This is a genomic window from Mesorhizobium sp. WSM3866, from assembly GCF_002294795.1.
Lineage (GTDB): Bacteria > Pseudomonadota > Alphaproteobacteria > Rhizobiales > Rhizobiaceae > Mesorhizobium.
Genome location: NZ_NSGC01000001.1, coordinates 393,049 through 413,459, shown reverse-complemented (window position 1 = coordinate 413,459; position 20,411 = coordinate 393,049). Strand labels below are relative to the sequence as shown.

At 63.4% G+C, this 20,411-nt stretch carries 19 protein-coding genes; 5 read left to right on the top strand and 14 right to left on the bottom strand.

The features are described from left to right. Positions 1 to 20: 20 nt before the first annotated feature. From CK222_RS01980 to CK222_RS01955, 6 genes are all read right to left on the bottom strand, one after another. Positions 21 to 2,402, bottom strand: a complete 2,382-nt coding sequence (locus CK222_RS01980; RefSeq protein ID WP_095799218.1) for a polysaccharide biosynthesis tyrosine autokinase — start codon at positions 2,400 to 2,402, stop codon at positions 21 to 23. Positions 2,403 to 2,569: 167 nt separating this feature from the next. After that, on the bottom strand, positions 2,570 to 3,466 hold the full coding sequence (gene galU / locus CK222_RS01975) for a UTP--glucose-1-phosphate uridylyltransferase GalU (RefSeq protein WP_095799217.1): 897 nt from the start codon (positions 3,464 to 3,466) through the stop codon (positions 2,570 to 2,572). Positions 3,467 to 3,541: 75 nt separating this feature from the next. Continuing rightward, positions 3,542 to 4,492 carry a glycosyltransferase family 2 protein gene (locus CK222_RS01970; protein ID WP_095799216.1) on the bottom strand — a complete coding sequence of 317 codons (951 nt, stop codon included), beginning with the start codon at positions 4,490 to 4,492 and terminating at the stop codon, positions 3,542 to 3,544. After that, positions 4,482 to 5,429, bottom strand: coding sequence for a glycosyltransferase (locus CK222_RS01965; protein WP_095799215.1), 948 nt, complete (start codon positions 5,427 to 5,429; stop codon positions 4,482 to 4,484). The genes CK222_RS01970 and CK222_RS01965 overlap by 11 nt, the downstream gene beginning before the upstream one ends. Then, the gene (locus tag CK222_RS01960) at positions 5,426 to 6,415 is read right to left on the bottom strand and encodes a glycosyltransferase family 2 protein (RefSeq protein WP_095799467.1); all 990 of its coding nucleotides are present in this window, start codon (positions 6,413 to 6,415) and stop codon (positions 5,426 to 5,428) included. The genes CK222_RS01965 and CK222_RS01960 overlap by 4 nt, the downstream gene beginning before the upstream one ends. 25 nt (positions 6,416 to 6,440) lie before the next feature. Further along, positions 6,441 to 7,613, bottom strand: a complete 1,173-nt coding sequence (locus CK222_RS01955) for a glycosyl transferase family 1 (RefSeq protein ID WP_095799214.1) — start codon at positions 7,611 to 7,613, stop codon at positions 6,441 to 6,443. A gap of 194 nt (positions 7,614 to 7,807) precedes the next feature. Between CK222_RS01955 and CK222_RS01950 the strand changes: the two genes are divergently transcribed. After that, on the top strand, positions 7,808 to 9,304 hold the full coding sequence (locus tag CK222_RS01950) for a lipopolysaccharide biosynthesis protein (protein WP_095799466.1): 1,497 nt from the start codon (positions 7,808 to 7,810) through the stop codon (positions 9,302 to 9,304). 81 nt (positions 9,305 to 9,385) lie between these two features. After that, complete coding sequence (locus CK222_RS01945) at positions 9,386 to 10,408, top strand: phosphoribosyltransferase (protein ID WP_095799213.1); 1,023 nt, start codon at positions 9,386 to 9,388, stop codon at positions 10,406 to 10,408. A gap of 121 nt (positions 10,409 to 10,529) precedes the next feature. On the opposite strand, the gene CK222_RS01940 is transcribed toward CK222_RS01945, so the two are convergent. From CK222_RS01940 to CK222_RS01905, 8 genes are all read right to left on the bottom strand, one after another. Continuing rightward, positions 10,530 to 11,609: a glycosyltransferase gene (locus CK222_RS01940; RefSeq protein WP_095799212.1), complete on the bottom strand. Its 1,080-nt coding sequence runs from the start codon at positions 11,607 to 11,609 to the stop codon at positions 10,530 to 10,532. Between the two features lie 71 nt (positions 11,610 to 11,680). Further along, entirely contained in the window at positions 11,681 to 12,124 is a 444-nt protein-coding gene (locus CK222_RS01935) for a hypothetical protein (protein WP_067324726.1), read from the bottom strand. 11 nt (positions 12,125 to 12,135) lie between these two features. After that, positions 12,136 to 13,581 carry a GMC family oxidoreductase gene (locus CK222_RS01930; protein ID WP_095799211.1) on the bottom strand — a complete coding sequence of 482 codons (1,446 nt, stop codon included), beginning with the start codon at positions 13,579 to 13,581 and terminating at the stop codon, positions 12,136 to 12,138. A gap of 107 nt (positions 13,582 to 13,688) precedes the next feature. Then, complete coding sequence (locus tag CK222_RS01925; protein WP_095799210.1) at positions 13,689 to 15,020, bottom strand: UDP-glucose/GDP-mannose dehydrogenase family protein; 1,332 nt, start codon at positions 15,018 to 15,020, stop codon at positions 13,689 to 13,691. A gap of 134 nt (positions 15,021 to 15,154) precedes the next feature. Beyond that, positions 15,155 to 16,027 (bottom strand): glycoside hydrolase family 16 protein, encoded by an 873-nt coding sequence (locus tag CK222_RS01920; RefSeq protein ID WP_095799209.1) that lies wholly within the window; start codon positions 16,025 to 16,027, stop codon positions 15,155 to 15,157. Between the two features lie 131 nt (positions 16,028 to 16,158). Continuing rightward, a complete protein-coding gene (locus tag CK222_RS01915; protein WP_095799465.1) occupies positions 16,159 to 16,551 on the bottom strand; it encodes a hypothetical protein in 393 nt (130 codons plus the stop codon). Between the two features lie 126 nt (positions 16,552 to 16,677). After that, the gene (locus tag CK222_RS01910; RefSeq protein WP_095799208.1) at positions 16,678 to 17,694 is read right to left on the bottom strand and encodes a glycosyltransferase family 2 protein; all 1,017 of its coding nucleotides are present in this window, start codon (positions 17,692 to 17,694) and stop codon (positions 16,678 to 16,680) included. A gap of 56 nt (positions 17,695 to 17,750) precedes the next feature. After that, positions 17,751 to 18,908, bottom strand: a complete 1,158-nt coding sequence (locus CK222_RS01905; protein ID WP_095799207.1) for a nucleotidyltransferase family protein — start codon at positions 18,906 to 18,908, stop codon at positions 17,751 to 17,753. A gap of 500 nt (positions 18,909 to 19,408) precedes the next feature. On the opposite strand from CK222_RS01905, the gene CK222_RS01900 reads away from it, so the two are divergent. From CK222_RS01900 to CK222_RS01890, 3 genes are all read left to right on the top strand, one after another. Continuing rightward, positions 19,409 to 19,561: a lasso peptide gene (locus tag CK222_RS01900; RefSeq protein WP_082953851.1), complete on the top strand. Its 153-nt coding sequence runs from the start codon at positions 19,409 to 19,411 to the stop codon at positions 19,559 to 19,561. 150 nt (positions 19,562 to 19,711) lie between these two features. Further along, entirely contained in the window at positions 19,712 to 20,011 is a 300-nt protein-coding gene (locus tag CK222_RS01895) for a PqqD family protein (protein ID WP_095799206.1), read from the top strand. Next, positions 19,995 to 20,411, top strand: a complete 417-nt coding sequence (locus tag CK222_RS01890; RefSeq protein ID WP_095799205.1) for a lasso peptide biosynthesis B2 protein — start codon at positions 19,995 to 19,997, stop codon at positions 20,409 to 20,411. Before CK222_RS01895 ends, CK222_RS01890 begins: the two co-directional genes overlap by 17 nt.

Genomic DNA, 20,411 nt, shown 5'->3' with positions numbered 1-20,411 from the left:
TTTTCGTCGGATGAACTGCTTTAGGCGGCCTGCTTGGCGCGCGATTCCGACTTCTCGAGGTAGTAACTCGAATAGCGGTCGAAGAACTTTTCCGAACCGCCGAGAGAGCCGTATTTCGCCAGCTTCTTCAGCTCGACCTTGTTGAGCACCGCGCCGGTGATCTTTTCGGCGATGTAGGGTTCCGACTCCAGCATCGAGCGCACCATGGCGCGTGGCGTGCGTCCCCACTCGGTGACGAGCACGAAGCCGTCGACCAACGGCGCGAAGGCCTTGGCGTCGACCACCGGGCCGAGCGGCGGCAGGTCGACGATGATGTATTCGAACGTCTCCTTGGCGTTCTCGATGAAACGCCGCATGCCGGCGGAGCCGAGAAGCTCGCTGGTGTGCGAGAACTGGCCGCGCACCACGGCCGGGATGATCGCCAGCTTGGTCTGGCGGTCGACCTTGCCGACCGACTGCCAGGTCTGTCCATTGACCACCGCTTCCATCAGCCCGTGCTCCGACTCCATGCCGAGGCTGCGGCTGAGGCCCGGATTGCGCAGGTCGCCATCGATCAGCAAAGTCTTGGCGCCGTTGGCGGCGAGCAGACCGGCGAGGTTCGCCGCAACCGTCGACTTGCCTTCCCCGGGCAGGACGGAGATGACGCCGATCACCCGACTGCCCTTGTCTTCCATCACCACGTCGAAAGCGATCTTGGCATTGCGGAGCGTTTCGGCGAACATCGAGGCCGGCGCATCGAGGCTCACCCGCATGCGCGCCCGTTTCTCGGCGGCCGACAGGCTGGTGACCTTGCCGTCGGCCGGCAAGTCGTCCGGCTTCGACTCCTTGGGCTTGCCGCCACCGATCGTCGGCAGATAGCCGAGGAACTTCAGGCCGACACGGTCGCGAATGTCCTCGCCTGTCCGGAAGAAGCGCTCGTTGAATTCGTTCAGGCCTCCGCAGCCGGCGCCGAGCATGAGGCCAAGCACCAGCGAGAGCGCCAGCACGCGCAAGGTGCGCGGAGCCGAGGCGGTGAGAGGCATCGACGCGTCGGAGATGATGCGGACCTTACCGACCGGGAATGACTGCTGCTGCGACGCTTCCTCGTAACGGCTAAGGAAGGTCTGATAGAGCGTGGTCAGCGCCTGCGCCTGCTGATCGAGCTCCTTCAGCCTGACCTGCGACTGGTTGTCGATCGAGCTCTTGCCTGCCTGGGTGGCGATTTTCTCCCTAAGCGCGGTCTCGCGCGCCTGCGCCACCTGATAGTCGTTTCGATAGCTTTCGGTGATCTGTTTCAACTGTCCGAAGATCTGCGCCGAGACGTCGGCCTTCTCCTTGGCCAGCGCAACCGCCTGCGGGTGATCCTTGCCGAAGTTGTTCTCCACGTCCTGCAACCGTTTGGCGATCGCGAGATAGCGGGTTTTCAGCGCGATGATGACCGAGCTGCTCGGCTGATCGGCCGCTATCGCGGAATCGTTGAAGGCGCTTTCGGAGCCGCTGTCGACGATCGCCTTGTACTGCTGGTAGCGGGCGCTGGCGCGGGCTGTATCGGCCTGCGCGACGATGAGCTGGGCGTTCAGGTCGGCGAGTTGCTTGTCGCTGAGCAACTGGCCGTCGCTGTTTGCGGAAAGCCCGTGCTCGGCCCTGAACTTCTCGACCGCCAGCGCAGCTGCCTGCGAGCTTTCGCGCAGTTCGGTCAGCCGGCCTTGCAGCCAAACGGCCGCGCGCTCGGTGGCGTCGAAGCTGGCGTTGAGCTGGTCGGCAAGGTAGGCGTCCGCATAGGCCTTGGTGATGGCCGTGGCCAAAGCCGGATTGGTCGACTGATAGCCGATGCTGATGACATTGCTGCGGCCGTTGCGATCCGCCATCAATCCGGTTTGCAGCACGAGAACCGCGTAGTCATGGGTCGCCGCCTTCATCATGGCTTCGCGCGTTGCGGCATCGACATTCTCGATCCCGGGGATTTGGTTGCCGCCGCCGCTGCGGAAATAGCCGACGATGCCGCGCAAGAATCCGATTCCCTGGGCCAAAGCCGATTGCGGCGGGTTCATGAATTCCTGGTTCTGGTCCAGCTTCAGCTTGTCGACCACCTCCGATGCCAGCCGCGCCGAGTTGAGTATCTCGATCTGGCTGAGGATCGTCGCGTCCGTCTGCTGCGTGGCACTGACAGCCGAAATGTCGTCCACGACCTTGTTCAGGCCGTCGTCGATCAGCACGCTCGCAAGGGAGGTGTATTGCTTGGGCGTCGTCTGGAGATAAATCACACCCAGGAACAGACCGATGACGGCGCAGACCGCCACCACCTTGGCCTGCCGGGCGGCCATGCCAAGCAGACGCTCGATGTCGATGAAGTCTTCACCCTTTTCCGGTTCGGTGCTGGGCAATGGCATCCTCTTGTCGAGAGGAAAGTTGGCATAATTCATCGTCGGTCCAATTCCAGGTTGCAGGCGCTACCGGCCTTCGAAGAGTGTCGTCGTTACCAGAAAAGGCCACGCAACATTCGTGCCACGGAGCGCCCGGCCAAGAAGGCCAAGCGCTTGCGCGGCTGTCGCGCCATCGCGATTTCGCATATGCACCCAAAATTTGGGCATTATGCGGCTACTTCCCGGCGCTCGTGCGACCGGACGAATTGCTGCAGCATTTCGAAGACAGGTCCTTTCATGTCGTCGCGCGCCAGAGCAAAGGCGATGGTGGCCTCGATGAAGCCCTCCTTGGAGCCGCAGTCGAACATGCGGCCGTTGAAAGGCTGGGCATAGAAAGGCTGGCTTTCAGCCAGTCGAACCATGGCGTCGGTGAGTTGGATCTCGTTGCCGGCGCCGCGTTGCTGGGTGCCGAGCAGGGCGAAGATCTCCGGCTGCAGGATATAGCGGCCATTGATGTAGAAGTTCGACGGTGCGTTGGCGGGGGCCGGCTTCTCGACCATGGCGGTCACTTCGAAGCCCGAGGCCACCTCGGCGCCGCGGCCGACGATGCCGTATTTGCTGGTTTCCGAAGGATCGCAGCGCTCGACGGCGATGACGTTGCCGCCGGTCCGCTGATAGAGGTCGACGGTTTCCGCCAGGCAGCCCGGTGCGCCGAAGGACACCATGTCGGGGAGCAGCAGCGCGAAGGGCTCGTTGCCGATCACGTCGCGTGCGCACCATACGGCATGGCCGAGACCGTGCGGCGACTGCTGGCGGATGAAGGAGGTGGCGCCGGCCACCGGCAGCAAGCTTTCCAGCGATTGGAGCTGCGCCTTCTTGCCAGTCTGCTCGAGCGTCCCGATCAGTTCAGGGTGCAGGTCGAAATAGTCTTCGATGACCGCCTTGTTGCGCCCGGTGACGAAGACGATGTGCTCGATGCCGGCCTCGAAGGCCTCGTCCACGGCATATTGCACGACAGGCTTGTCGACGACGGGCAGCATTTCCTTCGGCATCGACTTGGTCGCCGGCAGGAACCGCGTTCCGAGCCCCGCCACCGGTATGACTGCCTTCCTGACTTTCTGCATCGCTTATTCCTTCTGAGGATATCGCTTTTTTACCTATCGCTGGCTATGAAACCGCATTCCATGCGCCTGCATACTTCACCTCCCCGTGCCCACGGCAAACTGTGCCGCAACCCTTCTCAGCCGAACCGCGATCGGCATCGACATATGCCGGACCGCGGCCGGATCGCTGAGCGCCGTGCGTATCGCCTTCAGCGGCGCACGCGCCTTGATGTGGTGCACCAATGACAGGAACGAGGCCGCCTTGCGCAGGCTGCGGCCGCGTCTGGCGAAAGCCGCCTTGGCGCCGTCGTCCATGAAATGCTCGGCCGCGAAGGCGGCATCGGCCTCGGCCATCGCCTCGACATGATGCAACTCGAGCACGCGCGAGATCGAGCCGGTGCGGATATGGTAGACATAGCCGACGGTCGGCTCGACCACGCAGCGGCCGCCTTTGGCCAGGGCGCTCGCCAGCAGAATGTAGTCTTCGCCGATGCGCAGCTTCTCGTCGTAGCGGAGCTGATTTTCGTCCAGGAAACGGCGCTGGAAGATCGGCTTCAGATAGCCGAGGTTGAAGCGCGACTCGAAAACGATGTTGCCGGCGATATAGTCGGTCAGCGAGATTTCGCCGAGCCCTTCGAGGTACCCGGTCGGGAACATCATGTCTTCGGGCGTGCCGTCTTCGCGCACGACCTGGACATTGTCGACCGCGATCTCGGCACCCGCCTTCTCCGCCCGCGCGATCATGGCCGCCAGTCTGCCGGGCAGGACGGCATCGTCGGAATCGAGCACGGCGACCCAGCGGCCGCGGGCCAGATCGAGCCCGGCATTCCTGGCGCCGCCAGGGCCGCGGTTGGCGGGAAGCGCGACCACCTTGACGATGTCCTGAGGATAAGCGCGCGCGACATCGCGCGTGCGGTCGTTCGACCGGTCGTCGACGACGATGACTTCGATCGCGACATCGCGCTGCGCCATCGCGCTGGCGATCGCCCGGTCGAGAGTTGCCTCGGCGTTGTAAGCGGCGATGACGAAGCTGACGTCAGGCTGCACGCTTTTCCCCTTCCTGCTGAGTGATGCCGTACTGGCGGATTTCGCGGACTCCGACCAAACCGCTGACGACGCCGAGATGCATAATGCCGCGCAGCATGCTGCGGTTCCGTCGCACCGGGCTGACTGCGGCCAAAAGCGCCATACCGAAGCAGTAGCCCGCCTTCGCCGAGGCAAGACCGACCTGGCAGACGCGGCGCAGGCCGCCGGTGTTGCGCCCGATGAGATGGCCGTGCGTCTGCCCGAAGCGGAAGCGGCGGCGGCGCAGCCAGTCGAAGGCGGCCCTCGAGCTCGGCACCACCTCGTCGACAAAGGCCTGCGGGGCAAAGGCGATGCGCCCGCCGGACTTGACCACTGAATCGAAGAATTCGGTGTCCTCGCCGCCGGTCTGGCCACGCGCCAGGCTGAAGCGCCGGTTGCGCAGGCTTTCGTCGGTCATCCTGAGCAGGACATTGCAGGTGTAGCCGGTGCGGATCTCGCCGCGCACCCAGACGGGCAGGGTCGAGTGGAAATCGCCCTTGCGCATCCAGTCCGGCGCGTCCTGGCGATATGTCGCGCGGACCGGGCCGAGCACGGCCGTCGCGCCGGTCGCCTCCGCGGTCGCCACGAGTTCGACGAGCCAGCCCGGCGAAGCCGTCTCGTCGTCGTCGATGAAGGCGACGAGGCCCGAGACGCTGGCATCGAGGCAGGCGTTGCGAGCGATCGAGATGTTGCGCGCCGGCGCGTGGCGATAGCGGATCGGCAGCTTCAGTTCCTGCGCCAGCGCCTTCACCAGCGGCTGCGCGCTCGGCTCGTCGTCATTGTCGGCAACGACGATGCCGATCTCGAAACCGGCGGGGTTCTCCAGCGCGGCGATGGAGCGCAGCGTGTCGGCAAGAGCCGGCCTGCGGAAAGTGCAGATGCAGATGTCGATGCTGCCGCTCTTCTTCGCAGCCATCACGCCGCCTCGCGCGACGGCTGCGGGCCAAGGAGCTGCAGCCAAAAGCCCATGGACCAGCCCAGATGCATGACCATCACCGACACGCCGGCCAGCGCTATGGCGGGGTTGCGCTGGCTGATCGCGGTCCGGATGCCGTAACCGAGGCAGACACCCGCCCACACCAGAAACGGCACGGCCGCCAGCACAAAGATCGGAGACAAGAGCGCCATCAGGACCACCGGAAACACCAGCAGCGGGATCATTTGCCGCAGCTTCGGCATCATGCGATGCTTGAGCACGTTCCTGGCGCGGCCGCGGCCATAGCCGAGATATTGGAAAAACAGGCTCTTCAAGGTGGAGCGCGGATAATAAACCATCTGCGTCTTGCCGCTCATCCAGATGCGGTAGCCGGCCAGACGGAGGCGGTGATCGAGCTCGGCGTCCTCGTTGTGGCTGAAGCTCTCGTCATAGCCGCCGACCGCGCGGAACGCGGCAATGCGCATCAGCGCATGGTGGCCGTGGTCGACCCATTCGCCGGCCGACATGTGGCGGTGCTTGGAGCCGCCGGTGCCGAGCCTGGAATTCTGCGCCGCCGCCACGGCCTTCTGTACCGCGCCCGTGCCGCTGGTCAGCATCGAGACGACGACCGAATCGGCACCCGTGGCATGCGCTTCCTCGACCAGCCTGTCGCAATAATCGGCCGGATACCCGCCATGCGCATCGATGCGGATAAGATAGTCGGCGTCGTCGCCGAAGGTCGCCACAGCAAGGTTGATGGCCGCACTCTGGATGCGCTTCGGATTGGCGATCAGGATGACGCGCGGATCCTCGGCAGCGAGTTCTTCGACGATGCCTTGTGTGCCATCGGTGCTGCCGCCGTCGGCCACGACGATGCGCGCGCCGAGCCGCGCCGCGGCCGGCCGCAGCCGCTGGAGCAGCCCGCCGATATGAGCGGCCTCGTTGAGGCACGGGATGACGATCAGGCTCGATCTCGTCGTGCGCGTCATCGGGTTTTGTCCATTCTTAGCCATCCTATGCCAGCGCCTCGGTCGCAAAGCTCCCGCGACCGGCGGTCAGGCCGCGCAGCTTGTCTACGAAAGCCAGGCAATCGCTGCGGTCGTAGCTCCAGGTCCGCGGATTGCGTGCCAGCACCCGCGACTTCAGCTTGCCGTAGTGTTCCTGACCCATTCGGCCGAGCGCGGTGTCGAGTCCTTCGGACGTGGCCTCGGACAGAAGCACACCGATGTCCTGCTGCTTCAGGAACCGGCCGGTTTCGGTGCTCGCCATCGAGATCGGCACGGCGCCGAAGCGGCAGCCTTCGTAGAGCCGGTTGGGAAGCAGCCATTCGGAATTCTGGCCCTGCTCGAAGAAATCGATCGCCCAGGAGAAATGCACCTCGCGGTAGATCGCCGCCATGTCCTCCGGATTGCGGTAGGGACCGCGGAAGGAAAGCCAGGGCTCGGCTTCGACAAAGGCATGAAAATCCGGGAATTCGGAGAGCGCGGGACGCCCCCTGAGCACCACTTCAAAGCGTCCGTCTTGCCGGCGAGTGAACTCGGCCAGGAGCTCCAGCGAGCGCCGGCAGCGCAGCGCGCCGAACCAGCCGATGCGCCAAGGCGGCGCTACCGGGCTGTCGTCCTCGCGGCGATGATCCGCCGGCACGGGCATGGTGTCGAAATATTTGTTCTCGATCAGCTCGACCGGCGCCGCGATTTGCCCGAACGGCTTGAAATAATTGGCGACGAAGGCGGGAGAGCTGGTCACCAGAAGCTTGACGTCGCGGGCCAGATGGCGTTCGGCGCCGCGCAACGTCTTGCCGATCAGGTCGTTGCGCAACACCAGCCGATGGATGTCGAGGCACTCGTAGACGATCGGCACGCTGGCACCGAAAGCGCGCCTGGCGCGGCTGGCAAGCGCGAGCATCTCGAGATTGCGCGCGATGATCAGGTCGGGTCGCGCCAGGCCCGCGAATTTGGCGCCGATCGACATGGCGGCCTTGGCAACTGCGCCGATGCGCTGGGCGAATCGGCCATCGCGCGTCGGTCCGAGGTCGACGGGCTTGATGCCTTCGATCTCGGCGATCGGATTGGAGGTGCGACGGAAGCCCGCCAGGGTTATCCCGGCGCCGCCTGCCCTGAGCATTTTTATCCTCCGGCGCACCGCCGGGTCGGATATGTCATGCACAAGGTACAAGACATGCAGCATGAAACTCGACCGCTTTTGGGCCCGCTACCCAAGGGGGATGCTAGTATAGCTTTTGCTGCATCGCAACATTTTTGGTGCAGCGTAGCAATCGGCGCACATTTTTTGTTGCGCTGCAAAAACCTCTTGCGGTAGTTTGTGCATGGCGGCGGGCGCCGGTCGCGATGATGACTGGCGCAAAATCAGGAATCCAGAATTTGGAAACCAGTGCATTCGATCCGCCCGAGGGCTCCCTGCGCAGATCGGTCGGGCGCGGCGCCGTCGTCACCGCGATGGCGCAGGGCGTGCGGGTCGCCACCCAAATCGTGTCGGTCATCGTGCTGTCGCGGCTTTTGTCGCCGCAGGATTTCGGCGTCGTGGCGATGTGCGCGCCGGTGCTCGCCTTCATCGCGCTGTTCCAGGATTTCGGCCTGACCCAGGCGACGATCCAGAAAACCGGCATCCGGCACGAGGAGGTCAACTACCTCTTCTGGATCAACACGGCGGTGAGCGCGATCCTGGCCTGCGTGCTTGCTGCGGCGGCTCCCCTGGTGGCCGCCTTCTACGGCGAGCCGCGCGTCACGGGGCTGGTTGCCGCCTTCGGCCTGCAGATCATGGCCTATGGTCTCGGCGCCCAGCATCTGGCGCTCATGACACGCCGCATGGAATTCAGCCGGCTCGCCGTCATCGACGTCGCCAGCGCCGTTACGGGCCTTGTGGTCTCGATCGCCTGGACCTTCATCGACCGCTCCTATTGGGCGCTTTTTGCCGGTACGCTGACCGGCGCCGTGTTGCCGACGCTTTGCTACTGGGTGTCATCGCGCTGGCGTCCGGGGCTGCCGCGCAAGGTCGAAGGCATCAGCCAGCTGATCAATTTCGGCGCCGGCATCACCGGCTTCAACTTCGCCAATTTCTTCGCCCGCAATCTCGACAATGTGCTGATCGGCAAATATTGGGGCGAGGCGCAGCTCGGCCTCTACGACCGCGCCTACAAGCTGCTGCTTTTCCCGCTCAGCCAGATCACCAACCCGCTGTCGAAGGTGATGGTGCCGGCACTTTCGCGGCTGAAGGACGAGCCGGACCGTTATCGCAGCGCCTATCTGCGCGTGATGCCGCTGATCCTCCTGGTGGCGTTGCCGGGCGTGGCCTTCGCCACCGCCATGTCGGATACGCTCATTCCTTTCGTGCTCGGCCCGCAATGGCGGGAGAGCGCCAACATTTTCCTCGCGCTGGGCTTCGCCGGCCTGCTGCAGCCGCTCAACAATCCGGCCGGATGGCTGTTCGTCAGCCAGGGCCGTTCGGGCGATTTCATGCGCTGGGGCATCATCACCGCCGTCACCTCGGTGCTGGCCTTCGCCATCGGCCTTCCTTATGGCGCGCTCGGCGTCGCGGTCGCCTATGCGGTCAGCGAATATTTGCGGACGCCTTTCCTCTGGCTCTATGTCGGCAAGGCCGGGCCGCTGCGGGCGAGCCATGTGCTGCACGCAGCCGCCCCCTTCGTGCTCGGCGCGCATCTGGCGCTGGCCCTGGTCTGGGTCGCCAAGCCGATGCTGCCGGCGCAGCCCATCATCGCTCTCGTAGGCGGCGCGGTGCTGTCCTATGTCGTCACCATCATCGTCGCGCTCGCCTTCGGCGCCGGCCGCGAGGCGCTTCGGGAGGCCCTGCGGCTGATCCCGGCGCGCGGGTTTTCGCCCGCGCCCAGCGAGGCGAAATGACCTTGCCGGCGCAAACCGCCAGGCATTCCGGCCGCGGCCGGACAGCCCAAAACTGCTGATTCTTGAGGGTTAGGCAACAGCATGAATTACCGATCGATCTCAGACATGAACGACGCGATCGCGCGGAACCTGCACCGGCTGCCGCGCGACATCGACCTGGTGGTCGGCGTGCCGCGAAGCGGCATCCTCGCCGCGACGCTGGTCAGCCTGACGGCGAATATCCCGATGACCGATCTCGACAGCTTTCTCGCCGGCAAGATCTACACCTCGGGGATCACCAAGCGGCGTGCGGCGCTCGATCGGCAGCATTCCGAAATGCGCAAGATCCTGGTGATCGACGACAGCGTCAGCGGCGGCAACGCCATGCGCGATGCGCGCAGCAAAATCGCGGCTGCCGGCATCCCGGGCGATTTCGTCTACGCGGCCGTGTTCGGCCTGCTTTCGCAGCACAAGGAAACCGATATCGTCTTCGAGGTCGTGCCGCATCCCAGAATGTTCCAGTGGAACTTCATGCATCACGTCTTCCTCGAGCAATGCTGCGTCGACATAGACGGCGTGCTTTGCCTCGATCCGACGGCGGACGAGAATGACGACGGGCCGGCCTACGAAAAATTCCTCACCGAGGCGCGGCCGCTTCTCGGGCCGACGCGCAAGATCGGCTGGCTGGTGACCAGCCGGCTGGAAAAGTATCGCAAGCTGACTGAAGCCTGGCTGGCCAAGCACGAGATCAAATATGACCATCTCGTCATGCTCGACCTGCCGAGCAAGGCCGAGCGGCAGCGGCTTGGCGCGCATGGCAGCTTCAAGGCCGAGTTCTATCGCAAGTCGGACGCCATCCTGTTCATCGAGAGCGAGCACGAGCAGGCGATCAAGATCGCCAAGCTATCGGGCAAGCCCGTGCTGTGCGTCGAAACCAACATCGTGAGCTTTCCCGACGCGTTTTCCCTGCCGGCGCTGGAGCAGGCGGCCCGCAACCTGCCGGCACGGCTCAGGCAGATCAATTCGCCCGAAGGGCGCAAGAAGGTCATCAAGACCGCCGCGCGCGCCCTGCTCGGCGAACGCGCCTATGAAATGCTGAAGAGCCGGGTCAAAAGGCCAGCGTAAGCAAAGCCTTACGCGGAACTAAGGTGCCTCGCGCCGAATCGAATTCAGTCGACGCGCTTTTCAGTCGCTGTTTCGATGCCTGTCGCGCCCAGAACCGCTGCATACTTCTGGGCGAAATGCATTAAGCAGCGCGCCGGGCGCGCTGCCGGGCAGCCCTGTCCAGCAAGGCGAAGAAGGTGGCGAATTGGCGCTCGGGATCGAGCTCCGGGCGTTGCGAGAACGTGAGCGCGGCTTCCGAGACCCGCTGATACTCCTCGCGATCGTTCCACAGCCGCCTGAGCGCCGCGACCCAGTCCTCAAGCGGCGCGTCATAGTCCAACACGACGCCGCCGGAGCCGATCGCTTCGGGCAGGCCGCCGCGCCGCGAGCCGACGACGGGAATACCGCTGCAATGGGCCTCCGAGGCAACGCGACCCCACGCCTCTTCCCATTTGCTCGGCGCCAGCAGGATCCTGGTGCGGCCGTAGAGAGTCTTCATGTCGTCGGTGCGGTTTTCGAGCTTGATATTGGAGAACGGCGCGATCGTTTCCGCGATGCGGGCGCGGTGATCGTCATCCAGCTTCCAGCTCTCGACGAACAGGAAAGGGATCTCCGGGCAGGCGGCCGCGATCCGCACCGCCAGCTCGAAACCCTTTTCCTCGTAGGGATTGATAAAGGTGACGTACTCGCCCGTCGTCGGCGTGCTGTAAGAGGCCGGATTGATCGTCGGCGGGATTACCGTGGAATCGATGCCAAACTCGCGCTTGTAAGTGCGCGCCGTGAACTCGGAATTGGCGATGTAAGACGCCGAGTTCAGCTCGCGCAGATCGCCCCCGAGTTCATGGAATTCAACATTCCTGAGATAGACCACCAGCGGGACGCCCTCGGCCTCCAGCGCCTTGCCGAGCGGAACCGATTTGTGACACTGCACCACCGCTACGTCCGGCTGCAGCTTCTTGACGGCAAAGGCGGCCGCTTCCCAGGGGAACCAGGCGCGCACCACCGGATAGCCGGGGAAATTGTCGATGACGGCGCGCTGACCGAGGAGCTTCATCTTGGCGCGCGCCTTGTATCCGAACATCCCCTGCCCGAACAAGGCCGCAAGCACCGATGCCTCATGACCGTGTTCGATCAATTGTTCCGCCAGATGATGGGTGCTCGACTGGACGCCGCCGCTGAATTGCGGCGGATAGCCGTTTCCGCCTGCGAAGAGAACTTTCATGGTTCGGCTCCTTGTCACATTTTTCTTGGCCAGTTTTCCTGGCTTGCCGGCAAATATGCCGGCGGGCAGTGTCAGGCAGTCTGCTGCTCGAGATTGGCGAACGGATTGGTGCATGGATGCCAGCCGGTGAAGCGGATCGGATCATGGGGCGAGCTGCGCCAGGCATAATCGGTCAGCATGTGGAACTCGGCGATGACCCAGCGCTCGAAATTCCCGACATCCTGCTGCTTGCGCCTGGGCAGCAATTCGCGCGCCCTGTCGAGCCTCACGGTCTCCAAAAGCGTCACCGCGTCCGCCAGCTTTTCGCTCGGGAATATCCACGGATTGCGGTTGCGGAATTCGAGCACGAATTGCTGCAGGTGCTCGATGCGCATGTTGAGCGGGCCGAAGTATTTCTCGAGCGTGAGGCGGACCAGATCCTCATCCGAGAAGGACGATACGGCCGCAGCGGCGATGCCGGTCGAAGCAATGCCGCCGGCAACAACGGCCAATGCGGTGCGTCGCGTGATCTTCATCGACCCCTCCTTCATGCCAGCCGGCTCGCCGCCCGCAGCGAAAGCGCCGCGGCGGTCAGGCTTGGGTTGGCGCAGGAACAGCTCGGATAGGTGCTGGTACCGACGACGACGAGGTTCCGGAGCTGGTGGTGGATCATGTCGCGGTCGACCACCGAGTCGGCGGGGCCGGTGCCCATCCGCAAGGTGCCCTGCACATGCGATTCGGTCGGCCTTATGCCGCGATCGAATATCTGCTCGACCGGAAGAGGGTTGAGCAGCGCCGGCAGCCTCTCGAGCGCCTTGGCCATGCCCTTGGTTGCATAGTCGGAGGCTCCCTTGAAGCTGACGAAGGCGTTCTCGTTCTTGTCGAGGATCACCCGGTTTTCCGGGTCGAGCAGGTTTTCGGTGACAATGACCAGCGGCAGCGCCTGCCGCAGCCGCCCCTTCTCGGCTCGCATGCCGTGCTGCCAGCGGTTCTCGAAATAGACCAGCGCCGCCGCGTGCTCGGCGCGATGCGGGCCGTCATAGAGGCCGAAATTCAAGCCGGTGGTGATGGTGCTGCCGTCGAAATTGTCGACGCCGTCGAGATAGACCTCGTAGTTCCAGCCATAGGATTCGTGCAGGCCGAGCCCGACGAATTCGCCGCCGAGCCCCGAGCGCAACATGATTGCAGGGCTCTGGATGGCGTTGGCGCCAAGGATGACGAGTTCGCCGCTGACCGAATATTCCTTGCCGTCGCGCAGGAAGGCAACCGAACGCACCGAGCCGGCTGAATGGTCGAGCCGCCGCACTTCGGCGCCCAAGCAAACCGACACGTCCGCGTGCTGGAAGACGTGCATCAAACCATTGTTGGCGGTGAACTTGGCGTCGGCCGGACACAGCCAGCATCTGAGGTTGGCGCAGCATGAGTTGCGCTGCGCCGTCGCGACGCGGGCGCGGGCGGTCGGCATGACGAAATGCTGCTCCGGCTGCGCCGCCTTCATCATCCGGTCCGGCGTCGACATGCGGTGCGGCGGCTGCGGAAACGGCCGCGAACGCGGCAGCATCCGGGCCATGTCGGGGTCGCCGGAGATCGACATGACCTCCTCGGCGTCGCAGTAGAACGGCTCCAGCTCGTCATAGCTGATCGGCCAGTCGTTGCCGACGCCGTATGTGCTCTTCAGCCTGAAGTCGTTGGGATGGAAACGCGGCGTCTGCGCGAACCAGCAGTTGGTGCCACCGCCGAGGCCGATCGTGTAGTTCCACGGCTTGTCGGCATTGTCGGTCTTATAAGTGCTCTCGTCGTCTATGTCGGTGTTGGCGTTCTGGTCAAGCTGCCATTCATGCGTGTTGTGGCGGCCCCATTCCAGCACCAAGACCCGGGCTTTGCGCCGCTTCAGGAACTCATGCAGGAAAAAGGCTGAACCGAACCCGGAACCGATGACGACGAGGTCGAAATGCTCGTTGGCGATTTGTTCGGGCTGAACGTCCATCACCATCAGATCGAATCTCCCGAAACGCGCACGATCATTATCGACCCTCCATCATTGTCGGTCCCACTGTCGTTCGCCGGAGCCATGCGGCGGGAAGCTGGCGGCGGACACTGTCATGCCGCCATCCTGCCGATCGAGTGGTATTCGATGCCGTAGCGGGCGATGACCTTCGGGTCGTAGAGGTTGCGGCCGTCGAAGATGACCGGTGTCGTCAGCGCGTCCTTGAGCGCGTCGAAGGAGGGAGCCCTGAAGCTCTTCCATTCGGTACAGATGAGAAGCGCGTCGGCGCCGCGCAGGGCCGCTTCCTTGGTGCCGCACAAGAGAAGGTCCTCGCGCTGGCCGTAGATGGCCTGGCACTCCTGCATGGCCTCCGGATCGTAAGCCTGCACCTTGGCGCCGGCGGCCCAAAGCGCCTCCATCAGCGTGCGCGACGGAGCCTCGCGCATGTCGTCGGTGTTCGGCTTGAAGGCCAGGCCCCACAGCGCAAATGTCTTGCCCTTGAGGGCGCCCTGGAAATAGCGGTTGACCTTGTCGAACAGCACCGATTTCTGCGCGTTGTTGCGCTCTTCGACGGCGCGCAGCAGCTTGGCGTCGAACTTGACGCCCTCGGCGGTCTTGATCAGCGCGCGTACATCCTTGGGGAAGCAGGAGCCGCCATAGCCCAGGCCGGGATAGATGAAATGGTAGCCGATGCGCGGATCGCTGCCGATGCCCTTGCGCACCTCCTCTATGTCGGCGCCCAATTGCTCGGCGAGGTTCGCCATCTCGTTCATGAAGCTGATCTTGGTCGCCAGCATGCAGTTGGCCGCATACTTTGTGAACTCGGCGCTGCGGACATCCATCACAATCATCTTCTCGTGGTTGCGGTTGAACGGCGCGTAAAGCTCGCGCATCACCGCCTCGGTGTCCTCGCTCGACGTCCCGACGATGATGCGGTCCGGCTTCATGCAGTCGGCGACCGCCGAGCCTTCCTTGAGGAATTCCGGATTCGAAGCAACGTCGAAGGTCAGGTCCTCGCGGCCGCGCGCCTTCAGCGTCTGGGCGACCCTTTCCTTGATCTTCTCGCAGGTGCCGACCGGCACGGTGGACTTGCCGACGACAATCTTGGGCGCGTCCATCTCGCGGCCGATGGCCTCGGCGACGGCAAGCACGTATTTCAGGTCGGCCGAGCCATCCTCGCCAGGGGGCGTGCCGACCGCGATCATCTGGATCTGGCCATGCTTGACCGCCGCGGCCGCGTCGGTGGTGAAGCGGATGCGGCCGGCGGCGTGGTTCTCCTTGACGAGAGCTTCCAGTCCGGGCTCGAAAATCGGGATGAAGCCCTGGTTGAGCCGGTCCACCTTCGCTTCGTCGATGTCGACGCACACCACCTCGTGCCCGACTTCCGCAAGCACCGCGGCCTGGACGAGACCGACATAGCCAATTCCAAACACTGTCAAATTCATTTGGTTCTATTCCTATTTAAGGCCGGGCCGCAAAGACGGCCCGGCCAGTTAAGATGTCCCCCAGGCCCTGTATGAGGCCTAGATATTCGGCATGATCCGCATCCCAAAACCAGTTCCTACTTTGGGGGACATGCCTAGTTGCTGTTGGTTATGGTGCATGCCAGCGACTCCGGGAACTGGCACGGCTGGCCGAGCGCTGTGAAAGCGATGCGCTTGACCTGCATGGTCACCTTGCGGCCGGGATCGGCAAAGGCGCCCATCCAGTTGGTCAGCTTGTCGCTGCCCCACAAGCTGAAGAATATTTTTTGCGGATTGGTCGGCAATTCGTCCGGGTTGGTCACCTCGTTGACCAGCTTGCCGTTGACATACCAGCGCAGCCGGTCCTTCTCCCAGACGAACCCATAGTCGTTGAAGCCCTTATCGGCGCCGCCTTCGACGTCGACCAGCTTGCCGTTCTTCGGCTTGCCTTGGATGTAGCTGTTCACCTGGACTTTGGTCGGGTCCTTGGTGAGGACCTCGAAGTCGATCTCGTCCCAGGGCTTTTTGTCCTGCGGTCCGATATAGGTGAAAAAGGCGGCATTGAGGCCGGATCCGGTATCGGTCTTCATCCGCGCCTCATAGACGCCGTAGCCATAGCGCTGCTTGGTCTGGACCTCGGCGCAGGCGAACTCGCGATCCTTCAGCTTGCGCTTTTCGAAGCTCAGCGACAGCACGCCGTCCGAAAGCCGGACAAGGTCCTTCGACCATGTGCAGTTCTGATGATTGCCGTTGCTCCAGCCGTCGGAGACGAACCAGCGCGAACGGTCGAAATTCGAAAAATTGTCGACGAAGGACGGCGCGCTCTGCATCTCCTCGGCATGCACCGAATGGGGTGGTGCCACAATGGCGGCCGCGGCCGCAACCAGCGCGCCGGCGAGCCAGAGCTTAAGCGTCTTCGACCTATTCGAATTCGCGCGCGGCATGCTGCAAGCAGCCGCGGTGGAGGTGTCGTTCGGATATGCGTTCATGACAAACTTACCTTTGTGCTGTCCGCCCCAACCCAAAGTCATTCCTGGCCCGCCTCCAGAGAGCCGCTTCTGATCCTCCCCCCTCTTACTCCTCTAATGTTTTGCAGCTATGACCGCGCCTGGAAGCGCTGTCAGCCTCTGCCCGCAGACCTTGCCTGTGCGGCCTGCGAACCGGGTTGCCCGACACCATCTTCGACAATCGCGTCGAGCGAATGACGCAGTTCCTTCATCAGACCTTTCTGACGCGTGAGTTCGGCGATGCGCCGCTCGTAATTCAGGATCGCGCCGGTCATCGTGTTGACATCCGACGACTTGTCTGTCGACGCGGAGCCGTTCTCCATTGCCTCGACCAGGAAAGCGGCGTTGGTCGCCGTCGACCGATAGCGGTTCTCCAGCCCGGTCTTTTCCGCTTCGATCTCGGCGGAGATCTGGTCGAACAGCTTCGCCAGACGGTCGAGCCGCTGGAGATCGGTCTGCCGGTCACGCGCCGGATCCCTGGATCTGAAGCCAAAAATCGAAGCCATTCGATCGGCCTTTCGAAATTGCTGCACCGCAACATAGCTTGCCATTCTCGGGGCAAGTAGGCAACCTCGTAGTTTCGGAAAGCGGATTTTTTTGGGAACGGCGCCAGCGCTGACGCTTTTGTCGGATCATTCTGTTGCGGCACTCGTTGCCGGCATCAGGAAGCGCATCGGCGGCACCTGCTGCCTCGCAGCAATGCCGGCGCGGCGGAGCAGGGCGTCCAGCTTGTCGGCCGCCACGCCGCGAACGATCGGGATCAGATTGGACTGGCTGGCCAAGGCATAGGCGGCAGCCGATGCCAGGCCGCGCTCCGCCTTCACGTCAAGGAAATTGCGCAGCCGGTATTTGTCGCGCACATGGCGCTCGTGGCGCCGCAACGCGGCCTTCGAGCCCTCCGGCAGGTTGCCCAGCGCCAGCAAGGCCAGGTCGGCATCGGCAAGCCGCTTCAGATCCTGCGTCCTGTGGCGGCCGCTCAGCGAATCGGCGCGAACGATCGCACCATAGCCGCAGGACTTGATGATCTTGAAACGCGCGCCGCGGGCGACCGCGCGCGCATAGAGCTCGTAGTCCTCACCGAGCCGCAGGTTTTCGTCGTAGCTCAGCCCGTGACGTTCGAGGAACGCCCGGCTGATCACCGGCTTGAGGAAGCCCAGTTCGCCGCGCAGCACGCGGCGACGGGAAATGTTGCCTTCGATGAAGCGCTCGAAGTCGAGAAATTGCGGTTCTGGCGCGAAGGAGGGAGCCGCGACCTTGGTGGGGTCGGTCGCGGCATCGTCCCTGATCAGCATGATGTTGTCCGCCGCGAAATCCCAGTCGGGGCTGGCAAACAGCCGGCGGAAACGGCCTTCGAGGAAGAAATCGTCGGCGTCGAGGATGCTGATGAAAGGCGAAACGGAAGCCTTGATCGCGGCGTTGCGCGCAAATGACGGACCATGGTTGACGTCGAGACGCATCACCTTGAGCCGGCCGCTGCCATCATCGGCGGCGCGCGCCACGTTCTGTGTGTCGTCGGTGGAGGCGTCGTCGGCCACGACGACTTCCGCCACCTCCGGCTCGCGCAGAGCCGAAGCGATGGCGACCGGTATGGTCCGCGCCGCGTTGCGGGCGGCAATGATGACGCAGACCCTTGGGGTCGTCACGGCCATGATTCACCTTTCGATAGCATGAGTGACCGCCCACCTATGAATGCAAAACCGAATCTTCATGCGTTGCCCCGCACCGGCGCGGCCGCGGCCGGCCGCTCGAAGATCCGCCGGCTGAGATCGGCGGAAGCCGCCCAGCCGGCCTCCGCCAGATAGCGCACCGGCTCGCGACCGCAGAGCTCCCACAGCACCGTCCGCCGCTGCGGCCAGCGCAACGAGGACAGCCAGGGCGCGATCACCATATGGAAGAGGTCGGCATTGTCGATGCGCGCCAGCATCCGGGTGGCGCGGTCGGAAAGCAGCGTGCCGGTACCGCCAAGCAGAACATCGGCCGCGCGCAAAGCAAGCAGCAGCGTGTCGGCGAGGCCCTGCTCAGCGGCATGGTCGAGCAGTTTCTGCTGCTCGGCTTCGTTCAGCCGGCCGGCCGCGGCTCTGACGTCGCAGACATAGCCGGCGCAGGGCTCGCGGTTGAAGAAGGCTTTGGCGACGCTGATGCAGGACAAGAGCAACGTGTCGGACGCCGATATCAGGGGCATGGAGGCGCCCGCAACCTTGACCTCGCGCTTGCGGCGCAGGAAGCCGTCGATGTTGCGTGGGCTCGGCGAGCCCGGCTGCTGCAGCCGATAATGGAGATCGACCGTTGCGGCCCGCACGCCATCGTCGCGGACCATGTGCTGCTCGCCGAGGAAACGCACCCACCAGACCGACCGGGACTTGCCGGCGACCTCGTAGCCGGCCGAGCGAAGGGCTTCGCGGGCGGCAGCGAAGCCGGACGGGCAAACCAGAATATCGACGTCGCCGGACGGCTTCATGAAATGGTCGCCGTAGAGCAATTGCTGCTGGAGCGGTCCCTTCAGGAAGACGAAGTCGATCTGCCTGTCCTGCAACACCTGATGGATGGCGATCGAATCGCCGATGGAGGCGGCATTCATCGACATGGTACGCCGGCGATAACCATCGAGCCATGCGAGCAATTCGGGAGGCGTCGCGCCGGTGGCCCCATGCGAGAGAGCCTTGAGCAAAAAGACCGCGACCTTGTTCAACCTCGCAATGTCGGTAACGTCGGCCACGCAGATTGCCGGAGCCGGCATACCGCCATGGTCGACTGCTCGCGCTGTTGGATTGAAGAACAGCCGCAGACAGGCGTGCACATAGGCGACTTCGTCGGCACTGCCGGCCGCGCGCAGCCTGTCGTAAGAAGCGTCCTGCACGGCCATGCCCGTTGTCGTCTCTCCGCAAAACCGCCCGCGCGGCGTTTATACCGCAACTGCGAAGAAAAGCATCGCCAAAAAATCGGGAGCGCCATCCAGCGCCTTCCCAAGCCGCCTCGCGCCTGCAACCTGAGCGTTCATATTCGCTCATCCCGATCACTTTTGAAGACAAATCCCGCGGCGGCGAAGTGAGCCGGCAATCTGCTATTATCTGAAGTGTTTTCTTGGCAATTCCCACATAGCCACGTAAGCTCACGAACTTACCTCAATCAAATCATATGCTTACTTAGACGGCAAAAAGGCGATGTTGAACGTTCGAGTGGTGTTCGCCCGAGATGCAAAAGCCGACGGTGTCATCACCGACGCAGGCATGCGCAACCAAGAATTGATTACTGCCTGGTAAATCAGGCTTGACTCATAAATGTTGCCGTGCAGCAATTGCGATGCAGCATAGCAATATGCTGGCGGCATTCCGACGCCGCTTCCAGTCTTAATTGGAGAATAGAATGGAACAGAATGTTGAAAAGCAAGAGTACGAGACCCCAAGCCTGACGGTTCACGGTTCGATCGAAACGATCACGCAGGGTGCCTCCGGGACCACGGCGCTTGACGCGGCATTTCCCGCGCACACACCGGTCGGTGAGCTCACCTTCTCCTGAGCTTGCAGCGCCCGGAGTTGTCGCAGTTGGGGCTCCGGGCGTTCTCTTTCTTCAAACGGTGAACCGGGGGCCCTGTCCTGGGCTCCCTGAGGATCGCAGGCAACCGATCCCGGTCGAGGCCACGCAAGCGTTCAACAATGAGGTTTTAGGATGCACTGGAACCCATCGAACCATGACCGCGTGGTCGCGAGCGGCGATGCCGTGGCTTGTGAATTCGGCAACGGACTGGCGCTGCTCCATCTCAAATCCAACATCTACTACAGCCTGAACGGCGTCGGCGCCTACATTTGGGAGCTGATCCAGGAGCCACGACCGATCCCCGACATAACAAGCGCGGTGCTCACCCGCTATGATGTCGATACAGAACGCTGCAAGGCCGATGTCGAGGGCTTGCTCAAGGGACTGATCGAAGCCGGGCTTGCGAGGTTCCACCATGAGGAACTGGCCTAGGGTCCTCTCGCTTAGCGGGCCGGAGGCGCTGTTTCTGGCGCGCTGCCTGGCAGTGGTCAGCCTCGTGCGGCTGGGGCTTACGCTTTCGTCCTATAATCGCATGCGCGCTCTGGTGACTCAACTGGAAGCGAGGAATGACGCTGCCATCGCCGATCTGCGGCGCGTCGCATGGGGCGTTGCCGCTGCTGCGCGATACGTGCCGGGCGCCAGCTGCCTTACCCAGGCGCTCGCCGGACAGTATCTGCTTGCCCGCCAGGGCAAGGCCTCCACGATCAGCATCGGCATCGCGCGCGACCCCGGCGCCGATCTCAAGGCGCATGCCTGGCTGATCAGCGGCGACCACATCGTGCTTGGCGGCTCCATCAACGGCTTTGCCCATCTTGTCGATCACGGACACTAG